11 protein-coding genes are annotated in these 10640 nt (G+C 70.1%); 5 read left to right on the forward strand and 6 right to left on the reverse strand.

Translation table 11 applies throughout. From position 1 onward, the window contains the following. From V7793_RS26005 to V7793_RS26025, 5 genes are all read left to right on the forward strand, one after another. A partial coding sequence (locus V7793_RS26005) for a class E sortase (protein ID WP_336010471.1) occupies positions 1-515 on the forward strand: 515 nt, incomplete at its 5' end. A 72-nt stretch (positions 516-587) separates the two neighbouring features. Then, positions 588-764: a hypothetical protein gene (locus V7793_RS26010; protein WP_168092637.1), complete on the forward strand. Its 177-nt coding sequence runs from the start codon at positions 588-590 to the stop codon at positions 762-764. Then, positions 761-1399 (forward strand): aminodeoxychorismate/anthranilate synthase component II, encoded by a 639-nt coding sequence (locus tag V7793_RS26015; RefSeq protein WP_058047348.1) that lies wholly within the window; start codon positions 761-763, stop codon positions 1397-1399. The genes V7793_RS26010 and V7793_RS26015 overlap by 4 nt, the downstream gene beginning before the upstream one ends. Beyond that, positions 1396-2241, forward strand: coding sequence for a class E sortase (locus V7793_RS26020; RefSeq protein ID WP_443057996.1), 846 nt, complete (start codon positions 1396-1398; stop codon positions 2239-2241). The genes V7793_RS26015 and V7793_RS26020 overlap by 4 nt, the downstream gene beginning before the upstream one ends. Positions 2242-2289: 48 nt before the next feature. Further along, positions 2290-2976, forward strand: a complete 687-nt coding sequence (locus V7793_RS26025) for a class E sortase (protein WP_336010474.1) — start codon at positions 2290-2292, stop codon at positions 2974-2976. Positions 2977-3046: 70 nt separating this feature from the next. Here the strand turns inward: V7793_RS26025 and pknB are convergent, their stop codons facing one another. The 6 genes from pknB to V7793_RS26055 form a co-directional block, all read right to left on the reverse strand. Further along, positions 3047-5083 carry a Stk1 family PASTA domain-containing Ser/Thr kinase gene (gene pknB, locus V7793_RS26030; RefSeq protein ID WP_336010476.1) on the reverse strand — a complete coding sequence of 679 codons (2037 nt, stop codon included), beginning with the start codon at positions 5081-5083 and terminating at the stop codon, positions 3047-3049. 161 nt (positions 5084-5244) lie between these two features. Next, positions 5245-6699, reverse strand: a complete 1455-nt coding sequence (locus tag V7793_RS26035; RefSeq protein ID WP_336010478.1) for a penicillin-binding transpeptidase domain-containing protein — start codon at positions 6697-6699, stop codon at positions 5245-5247. Next, a complete protein-coding gene (locus V7793_RS26040; protein ID WP_336010480.1) occupies positions 6696-8135 on the reverse strand; it encodes an FtsW/RodA/SpoVE family cell cycle protein in 1440 nt (479 codons plus the stop codon). Before V7793_RS26040 ends, V7793_RS26035 begins: the two co-directional genes overlap by 4 nt. Before the next feature lie 40 nt (positions 8136-8175). Continuing rightward, positions 8176-9723, reverse strand: coding sequence for a Stp1/IreP family PP2C-type Ser/Thr phosphatase (locus V7793_RS26045; RefSeq protein WP_336010482.1), 1548 nt, complete (start codon positions 9721-9723; stop codon positions 8176-8178). A 75-nt stretch (positions 9724-9798) separates the two neighbouring features. After that, on the reverse strand, positions 9799-10341 hold the full coding sequence (locus V7793_RS26050; RefSeq protein ID WP_168092648.1) for an FHA domain-containing protein FhaB/FipA: 543 nt from the start codon (positions 10339-10341) through the stop codon (positions 9799-9801). A gap of 10 nt (positions 10342-10351) precedes the next feature. Next, positions 10352-10640, reverse strand: a 289-nt coding sequence (locus V7793_RS26055; protein WP_336010484.1) for an FHA domain-containing protein, incomplete at its 5' end; no start/stop codon positions are given.

Genomic DNA, 10640 nt, shown 5'->3' on the forward strand with positions numbered 1-10640 from the left:
GCGCGGGGCAGGCCGCGCCCGCGCGGCAGCAGGTCGCCCCCGCCCGCCCCGGCGAGGCCTTCGCCGTCATGTACATCCCCCGCTTCGGCGCCGGCTGGGCCAAACCCGTCCTGGAGGGCACGGGCACCGGGCTCCTCAAGAAGGGCCTCGGCCACTACGAGCGGACGGCGCGGCCCGGCGAGAGCGGCAACTTCGCGGTCGCCGGCCACCGCCGCACCTACGGCGACCCGTTCAAGGACCTCGACGAGCTGCGCCCGGGCGACGCCGTGGTGGTGGGCGACGGCACGACGTGGTTCACGTACCGCGTCGACGGCCGCCCGTACCGCACCCGGCCCGACGACACCGGCGTCATCGGCCCCGTCCCCGCCGGCTCCGGCTTCCGCGGCCCCGGCCGCTACCTGACCCTCACCACCTGCGAACCGGAGTGGGGCCACAGCCACCGGCTGATCGTCTGGGCCCACCTCGACGCGACCTCGCCCGCGGCGCGGGGCCGACCCGGGGCTTTGTCCGGCTAACCCCCTCGGGCCCCGCCCGCCCCTTAGTCTGGTGCTGCAATTTCGACTACGTCATCGGCAAGTGGGGACGGCATGTACGGCTGGATCTGGCGGCATCTGCCGGGCAACGCGTGGGTGCGGACACTGATCTCGCTGGTTCTCGTACTGGCGGTCGTCTACGCCCTCTTCCAGTACGTCTTCCCTTGGGCGGAACCACTGCTGCCGTTCAACGACGTGACGGTCGACAACGGAATGGCGGTCAACCAGTGAGTGCGCGCATCCTCGTCGTGGACAACTACGACAGCTTCGTCTTCAACCTCGTCCAGTACCTCTACCAGCTAGGCGCCGAGTGCGAGGTGCGGCGCAACGACGAGGTCGAGCTCGGCCACGCCCAGGACGGCTTCGACGGCGTCCTGCTGTCCCCCGGGCCGGGAGCCCCGGAACAGGCGGGCGTGTGCATCGACATGGTGCGGCACTGCGCGCAGCACGGCATCCCCGTCTTCGGGGTCTGCCTGGGGATGCAGTCCATGGCCGTCGCGTACGGCGGCGTGGTCGGGCGGGCGCCCGAGCTGCTGCACGGCAAGACGTCGCTGGTGACGCACGAGGGCGCGGGCGTCTTCCAGGGCCTCCCCTCGCCCTTCACCGCCACCCGCTACCACTCCCTGGCCGTCGAGCGCGAGCACTGGCCGGACGAGCTGGAGATCACCGCCTGGACCGAGTCGGGCATCGCGATGGGCCTGCGCCACCGCGACCTGCCGGTCGAGGGGGTGCAGTTCCACCCCGAGTCCGTGCTCACCGAGTGGGGCCACCGGATGCTCGCCAACTGGCTGGTCGCCTGCGGTGACACCACGGCGGTGGAGCGATCGGCGGGCCTGGCCCCGGTGGTGGGCAAGGCCGGGGCGTGACCACACCCCCGCGGGTCGTATCGCAGCCCCTGCCGCCCGAGGACCGGGCGACCATGGAGCTGCGCCGGGTGGAGGTGCCGTCGTCCCGGACGGTGCCCCGGCCCGTACGGACCGGGGGGCGTGCCGCGCGGCGGCATGCGGCCCGGCGGGCGCGCAGGGGCAGCCTGCGCGTGCTGCTGTGCCGTTTCACGGGCGAGCTGTTCATCACGGCCGGCCTGGTGATGCTGCTGTTCGTGGCCTACCAGCTGTGGTGGACGAATGTCCGCGCCCTGCAGCAGGCCGGCGGCGCCGCCCACCACCTGCAGAGCCGCTGGGACGAGGAGGAGCAGGGCGCCGACCGGGACGCCGGGGCGTTCTCGCCCGGCGAGGGCTTCGCGATCATCTACATCCCCGCGCTGGACGTGAAGGCCCCGATCGCCGAAGGCGTCGGCAAACAGAAGATCCTCGACCGCGGCATGGTCGGGCACTACGGCGAGGGCCCCCTCAAGACCGCGATGCCGTGGGACGAGAAGGGCAACTTCGCCCTCGCGGGGCACCGCAACACCCATGGCGAACCGTTCCGCTACGTCAACCGCCTGAAGCCGGGCGACAAGATCGTGGTGGAGACGCGCAGCGCCTTCTACACCTATGAGATGACGACCCGTCTGGAGCAGACGCCACCGGCGAACGTCGGGGTCATCGCCCCTGTCCCGGCCGGCTCCGGCTTCCGCGGCCCCGGCCGCTACATCACCCTCACCACCTGCACCCCCGAGTTCACCAGTACCTACCGCCTGATCGTGTGGGGCAAGATGGTCGACGAGCGGCCCCGGAGCAAGGGAAAGCCGGATGCGCTCGTCAACTGAGACACGCGGGAAACGCGCGAAGAACTGCGAAGCGGGGGACGAACGTCTGTGGCACGGACAGACCGGGGACGGGGGCGCCTCGCCGTTGCCGTGAGCGTCATCGGCGAACTGCTGATCACGGCGGGCGTGGTCATGGCCCTGTTCGTCGTCTACTCCCTGTGGTGGACGAACGTCCTCGCCGACCGCGAGGCCAAGCGCCAGGGCCACGCGGTGCGCAACACCTGGGCGAAGAAGGGCCCGGGCGCCCTCGACACCAAGGACGGCATCGGCTTCCTGCACGTGCCGGCCATGAAGAACGGCGAGGTCCTGGTCAAGAGCGGCACCGCCACCGACGTCCTCAACGAGGGCGTCGCCGGCTTCTACCGCTCCCCGGTCAAGGCCGCCATGCCCTGGGACGAGAAGGGCAACTTCACCCTGGCCGCCCACCGGGACGGGCACGGCGCGAAGTTCCACAACATCGACAAGGTGAGGACCGGCGACCGGGTCGTCTTCGAGACGCGCGACGTCTGGTACGTCTACAAGGTCTACGCGGAGCTGAAGGAGACCTCGAAGTACAACGTCCAGGTCCTCGACCCGGTCCCGAAGGAGTCCGGCGCGACCAGGCCGGGCCGCTATCTGACCCTGACGACCTGCACGCCGGTCTACACCTCCGACTACCGCTACATCGTCTGGGCGGAGCTGGAGCGCACAGAGAAGGTCGACGCGGAGCGCACCAAGCCCAGGGAACTGCGGTAGTCCGGGAGCAGCCGAACGCCGGGTGAGCTGGAGATCCAGCTCACCCGGCGTTCGCCGTTCCGGTACGGCGTCAGTGCCGGCGGCCGCCGATGAAGCCGCCGCCGATGAAGCCGGTGTCGCCGTTGGTGCCCTGGTCACCGCCGGGGGTGCCGGGGGTGCCCGTGTCACCGCCCGGGAGGCCCGCCGTGGTCGTCACGTCGACCGGGGTGTTCTTGGCGACCTGGGTGCCCGGCATCGGGTTCGTGGTCTGCACGACGGCGTTGTCGTCCTGCGGGCCCATGATGTTGCCGACCTTCAGGCCCGCGCCCTCGATCTCCTTCTTGGCGTCCTTGAGCTTGTGCGTCAGCACGCCCGGGACGGCGACGTTCTGCGAGCCCTTGGCCACGGTCAGGGTGACCGTGGAGCCCTGGGCGGCCTGGGTGTTGCCGTCGGGGCTCTGCTTGGTGACCGTGCCCGGGGCCTGCCCGGGGGCGTCCTCCTCGTTCACCGTGACCTTGAAGCCGTTGTCCTGCAGCTGCTTCTTCGCGGCCTCGACGTTCTGGCCCACCACGGACGGCACCGTCTTGGTCGGCTTGGACTCCGCGACGGTCAGGGTGACCTCGGAGCCCTTCTCGGCCTTGGTGTCGCCCTTGGGGTTCTGCGAGAGGACCGTGCCCGCGGTGACGCCGTCGGTCACCTTGGTCTTGGTGCTGACCTGGAAGCCCTTGGACTCCAGGATCTGCCGGGCGTTCTCCAGCTGCTTCTCGGTGACGTCGGGGACCTCGACCTTGGCCGCGCCCTCGGACGTCTTGACCTTGACCTCGCCACCGCGGTCGATCTTGCCGCCGCCCGTCGGGTCCTGGCTGCAGATCTTGCCCTTGGGCTGCTCGCAGGTCTCCGTGCCGTTCTCGACGACCTTGAAGTCGCCGTTGACGCCCTGCTGCTGGGCGTCCTTCAGCGACTGCCCGACGAGGTTGGGCACCGAGACCTTGGAGGCGTTGCCGCTGCCGCTGAAGAGCGACTTGCCGATGAAGATCGCACCGACCAGCACCAGCACGCCCGCGGCGATCAGCAGGATCGTCGACAGGTTGCTCTTCTTGCCGCCGCCTCCGCCGTGCCGCCGGCCGCTGCCGTCGTCGTAGCCGCCGTACCCGCCGTCGTCATCGCGGACGGGCGGCAGCATGGAGGTCTGGCCCGGGCCCTGCTGCGGGGCCTGGGGGCGGAGCATGGTCGTCGGGGCGTCCGCGCCGTAGCCGACGGCGCCCATGGCGGCCGTGGCGGCGACGGGCTGGCCCTCCAGGGCCGCCTCGATGTCGGCGCGCATCTCGTCGGCCGACTGGTAGCGGTAGTCCGGGTCCTTGGCCAGCGCCTTGAGGACGATGGCGTCCATCTCGGGCGTGATCTCGGGATCGTGGACGCTCGGCGGGTTCGGCTCTTCCCGGACGTGCTGGTAGGCGACGGCCACGGGGGAGTCGCCGATGAACGGGGGCCGCACCGCCAGCAGCTCGTAGAGCAGGCAGCCGGTCGAGTAGAGGTCCGAGCGCGCGTCGACCTGCTCGCCCTTGGCCTGCTCCGGGGAGAGGTACTGGGCGGTGCCGATCACGGCCGCGGTCTGCGTCATGGTCATGCCGGAGTCGCCCATCGCGCGGGCGATGCCGAAGTCCATGACCTTGACCTGGCCGGTGCGGGTCAGCATGACGTTGGCCGGCTTGATGTCGCGGTGGACGATGCCGGCCCGGTGGGAGTACTCCAGCGCCTGCAGGACGCCGATGGTCATCTCCAGCGACCGCTCGGGCAGCAGCTTCCGCCCGGAGTGCAGCAGCTCGCGCAGCGTCGACCCGTCCACGTACTCCATGACGATGTACGGGATCGAGACGCCGTCGACGTAGTCCTCGCCGGTGTCGTAGACGGCGACGATCGACGGGTGGTTGAGCGAGGCGGCCGACTGGGCCTCACGGCGGAACCGGGCCTGGAAGGACGGGTCGCGGGCGAGGTCCACCCGCAGCGTCTTCACGGCGACGGTGCGGCCGAGCCGGGTGTCGTGGGCGAGGTAGACCTCGGCCATGCCACCGCGGCCGAGCACCGAGCCCAGCTCGTACCGGCCGCCGAGGCGACGCGGCTCTTCCATAGCTCCAGCCCTTCCGTTTTCCTGACCGCACCTTCACTACGTCCGGCGGTGTGCTGTCCGGCATACCGTACCCGGCACGTCGCGCCCCTTCCGGCCGCGACGGCCACCTGATACACGACCGGTACCGTCACCCGCGTCGCCGGACGCGGAGGTGAGCGGCCTCACTTCGAGGTGCTGAGCACCGCCTCCATGACCTTCTTCGCGATCGGCGCGGCGAGCGCGCCACCGGCGATGTCGTCACGCATCGTGTCCGAACCCTCGATCACGACGGCGACCGCGACGGGAGAGCCGTTGGCGGCCTTGGCGTAGGAGATGAACCAGGCGTACGGGTTCTCGCTGTTGGCCACGCCGTGCTGAGCGGTTCCGGTCTTGCCGCCGACCGTGACGCCGGAGATCCGGCCGTTCTTGCCGGTGCCCTCGTTGACCACCGTCTCCATGGCCGACTGCAGCTGTCGCGCCGTGTCCCGCGACATCGGCTGGGACATCTGCTTCGGCTGGTGCGTCTCGATCACATTGAGGTTGGGGGCGCGCACCTTGTCGACCATGTACGGCTCCATGAGCTTGCCGTCATTGGCGACCGCAGCGGCCACCATGGCCATCTGCAGCGGCGTGGCGCGGTTGGAGGCCTGACCGATGCCGTCCATGGCGTTCTGCGGACGGTTGTCCTTGGGGTAGATGCTCTGGGCGGCGCGGACGGGCGTGTCGAGCTTGTCGTTGTTGTAGCCGAACTTCTGCGCCTGCTCCATCATCTTCTTGTTGCCGAGGTCGGCGCTGACCTTGCCGAAGACGGTGTTGCAGGACCACTGCATGGCCACCCGCAGCGAGGCGTCCTTGCAGGGGATGTCGCCCTCGTTCTTCAGCGGCGTGACCGTGTCCGGCAGCGTCCAGGGCAGCGGCGAGTTCGTCTTGGAGTCGACGTCCTTGTACAGCCCGTTCTCCAGGGCCGCGGCGGCCGTCACGACCTTGAAGGTCGAACCCGGCGGGTAGGTCTCGCGCAGCGCCCGGTTGAGCATGGGCTTGTTCTTGTCGCCGTCCAGCGACGACCATTCCTTGCCGTCGTTGGCACCCGCGATCTTCGACGGGTCGTAGGACGGCGTGGACGCCAGGGCGAGGATCTTGCCGGTACGCGGGTCGATGGCCGCGACGGCGCCCTTCTTGTCGCCCAGGCCCTCGAAGGCGGCCTTCTGGGCCTTGCTGTTCAGGGTGGTGATCACGTCACCGCCCTTCTTCCCCTTGCCCGTGATCATGTCGACGGTGCGGTTGAAGAACAGGCGGTCGTCGTCGCCGATGAGGACGCTGTCGTAGAGCTTCTCCAGCTGGGTGGCGCCGTAGACCTGCGAGGAGCGGCCGGTGACGGGCGCCCACATGGGGCCGTCGTTGTACGTCCGCTTGTACTTGAAGTCCACGCCGCCGGTCTCCACGGAGCCGGTGATGGCCTGGCCGTCCACGATGATGTTGCCGCGGGGCTGGCTGTAGCGGGCGATGTCGACGCGGCGGTTGTTCTTGTGCGTCTTGAGCTCGTCCGCCTGGACGAACTGCAGCCAGTTGTCCCGCAGCAGCAGGGCCAGAACGAGGAGGCCGCAGAAGATCGCGATCCTGCGTACGGGCTTGTTCACGGGCGGACCACCTGGGTCATCTCGGCGTCTGTGGACGGGGCGGGGGCCGGGGCCGGGCGCCGCGCCGTGTCACTGATCTTCATGAGGATGGCGATCAGCGCCCAGTTGGCGATCACGGACGAACCGCCCTGGGCGAGGAACGGCATGGTCATACCGGTCAGCGGGATGAGGCCCATGACGCCGCCGGCCACGACGAAGACCTGGATGCCGAAGGCGGCCGCGAGGCCGGTGGCGAGCAGCTTGCCGAAGGGGTCGCGGGCGGCGAGGGCCGTGCGCATGCCGCGCTCGACGATCAGGCCGTAGACCAGCAGCAGGCCCATGGCGCCGGCCAGACCGAGCTCCTCGCCGAAGGAGGCGAAGATGAAGTCGGAGTTGGCGGCGAACTGGATCAGGTCGGAGGCGCCCTGGCCCCAGCCGGTGCCGAAGACGCCGCCGGAGCCGAAGGCGAACATGGCCTGGGCGATCTGCTCGGTGGTGGCCCAGGAGGGGCGCGGGTTGTCGTAGACCGCGAAGGGGTGCAGCCAGGCCATCACACGGACCTTGACGTGCGGCTCGACGGAGCCGACGACGGCCGCGCCGCCCGCCGACATCAGCAGGCCGAAGACGATCCAGCTGGTGCGCTCGGTGGCGACGTACAGCATGACGACGAACATGCCGAAGAACAGCAGCGAGGAGCCCAGGTCGGTCTCGAAGATGAGGACGACGAGGCTGAGCGCCCAGACGGCGAGGATCGGGCCGAGGTCGCGGCCGCGCGGCAGGTACAGCCCCATGAAGCGGCGGCTGGCGAGCGCCAGGGCGTCGCGCTTCACCATCAGGTAGCCGGCGAAGAAGATCGCCAGAATGATCTTCGCGAACTCACCGGGCTGGATCGAGCCGAGGCCGGGGATGACGATCCAGATCTTCGCGCCGAACTTGCCGGGGAAGAAGATCGGGGAGATGAGCAGGACCAGCGCGACCACCATCGAGATGTAGGTGTAGCGCTGCAGGATGCGGTGGTCCTTCAGGAAGATGATCACACCGACGAAGAGCGCGATGCCCAACGCCGAGAACATCAGCTGGTTGGGCGCCGACGCCTGGAACGTGAAGCCCTGCGCCTTGGCCAGGCGCGCCAGCCGCTCCGACTGGTCGAGCCGCCAGATCATGACGAGGCCGAGCCCGTTGAGCAGGGTGGCCAGCGGCAGCAGCAGCGGGTCGGCGTACCTGGCGAACTTGCGCACCACGAGGTGGCCGACGCCGCCGAGCAGGCCGAGGCCCAGCCCGTAGCCGAGCATGCCGGAGGGCATCTCGCCGTTCATCGCGAGGCCGACGTTGGCGTAGGCGAAGCACGGCAGGATGACGGCGAACGCGAGCAGGGCGAGCTCGGTGTTGCGCCGGCTGGGCGGGCCCACGGTGCTGATGGTGGTCGTCGCGGTCGTGTTGCCGGCGCTGGATGGCATGGATGGCATGGCTGACATGAGTTGATGGCCCCCTACGGCTTCACTGCTGAGCGCTGCACTGCGGGACCAACTTCTGCTCTTCCTCGGTGAGGGTGGGGACCGGGCTGGGCACCGGACTTGCCTGGGCGGAGAGGCCGGTGGCTCCCGGCTTGGCGTCGGTCTTCGGGTCCTTGGGGTCCTTGGGGAGGTCGCCCACGGCACCGCCGGCCCGGTCGCCGCTCTGCTTCTCCTTCTCGCGCTGCTGCTGCTCGGCCTTGCGCCGCTCGTCTTCCTTCTTGCAGGCGCCGGCGAGCAGGGCGAGGTCCTTGGCCTTCTGCTCCGCCTTCTCGCGGCTGTCGAGGGCGATGGTGTCCTCGACGCGGCTGCGCTGGTCGACGGGCAGGTACTTGAGTTCGATCTCGGGGTGGTCCCGGTAGAGCTTGCTCAGGCTGACCCACGCCAGGTCCTGGTTGATGCCCTGGTAGACCGCCACGTGGTTGTTGTCCTTGGCGCCCACGTAGTACTGCGTCTGGGTCCAGCTGTAGCCGCCGTAGAGGCCGCCCGCGACGACGCCGAGGACGACGGCGAGGATCAGCGACCGCTTGAGCCACCGGCCGCGCCCGGGCGCCTTGACGAAGTCCTCGTCCATGAAGGCGCCGAACGAGCCGTCCGGCGTGCCGCCCATGCCGCCGTCGCCGCTGCCGGGCGGGCCGAAGGCGCCGCCGGGCTGCTGCACCGGCGTGGGCCGGTTGGCGCGGGCGTGCTCGGCGGCCCGCCCGGCCGGGGTCTGCATGGCGCCGTCGACGCCCAGCTGCAGCTGGTTCTCGGCGACCGCGCCGACGATCACCGGGGTGTCGTTGAACTGCTGGGCGAGGGTGTCGCCGCCGTCGACGTCGAGGACGTCGGCGACGATGCAGGTGATGTTGTCGGGACCGCCGCCGCGCAGGGCGAGCTGGATCAGCTCCTGGACCGTCTCGTGGGGGCCCTGGTAGCTGGCGAGGGTCTCCTCCATCGTCTGGTGGCTGACGACGCCGGACAGGCCGTCGGAGCAGATCAGATAGCGGTCGCCCGCGCGGACCTCGCGGATCGAGAGGTCGGGCTCGACGTGGTCGCCACTGCCCAGCGCGCGCATCAGCAGGGAGCGCTGCGGGTGGGTGGTGGCCTCCTCCTCGGTGATCCGGCCCTCGTCCACCAGCCGCTGCACCCAGGTGTGGTCCTGGGTGATCTGGGTGAGGACGCCGTCGCGCAGCAGGTACGCGCGGGAGTCGCCGACGTGCACGAGGCCGAGCCGCTGGCCGGTCCACAGCAGGGCGGTCAGGGTCGTGCCCATGCCCTCCAGCTGGGGGTCCTCCTCGACCATCACGCGCAGCTGGTCGTTGGCGCGCTGCACGGCGGTGCCGAGGGAGGTCAGGATGTCCGAGCCGGGGACGTCGTCGTCGAGCTGGACGAGGGTGGAGATCACCTCGGAGCTGGCGACCTCGCCCGCGGCCTGGCCGCCCATGCCGTCGGCGATGGCGAGCAGGCGCGGGCCGGCGTAACCGGAGTCCTCGTTGCCCTCCCGGATCATGCCCTTGTGCGATCCGGCGGCGAAGCGCAGTGACAGACTCATGCGCACCTCGCCCGTCGGCTCCGGGTACAGCCCCTTCCCAGCCACGCTGCCCACCCTCCGGTCGTCATGGTCCTACTACTTCCGCAGCTCGATGACGGTCTTGCCGATGCGGATCGGCGCGCCGAGCGGGATCGGGGTCGGGGTGGTCAGCCGCGTGCGGTCGAGATACGTGCCGTTGGTCGAACCCAGGTCCTCGACGATCCACTGGCCGTCGCGGTCGGGGTAGATCCTGGCATGCCGGCTGGAGGCGTAGTCGTCGTCCAGCACGATCGTGGAGTCGTGGGCGCGTCCCAGCGAGATGGTCTGGCCCTGGAGGGCGACCGTGGTGCCCGTGAGGGAGCCCTCGGAGACCACGAGCTTGGTGGGGGCGCCGCGGCGGCCCCGGTCCGCGCGCCGGTCGGCCCGGCGCCCGCCCGTCTGCTGCTGTCGCTGCTGCGGGGGCGCGGTCTGGGCCTGCGCACGCTGCGGCTGCCGCTCGGGACCGCCCCGGCGGGAGCCACGCTGGGTGACCCGGGTGCCGAAGAGGTCACTGCGGATGACCTGAACGGCCACGATCACGAACAGCCACAGTACGGCGAGGAAACCCAACCGCATGACCGTGAGGGTCAGCTCTGACATTGCCCCCGCTTCACCCTTCGGCTTGCCGATAAACGATGGTGGTGCTGCCCACGACGATCCGTGAGCCGTCGCGGAGCGTAGCGCGAGTGGTGTGCTGTCCGTCCACCACGATGCCGTTGGTCGACCCCAGGTCCTGAATGGTCGCGGGGGTGCCGACCCGGATTTCGCAGTGCCGGCGGGAGACGCCGGGGTCGTCGATCCGTACGTCCGCCTCGGTGCTGCGGCCCAGCACGAGGGTAGGCCGGGAGATCTGGTGCCGGGTGCCGTTGATCTCGATCCAGCGCCGGGTCTGGGCTCCG

Source organism: Streptomyces sp. KLMMK, assembly GCF_036961605.1.
Lineage (GTDB): Bacteria > Actinomycetota > Actinomycetes > Streptomycetales > Streptomycetaceae > Streptomyces > Streptomyces telluris.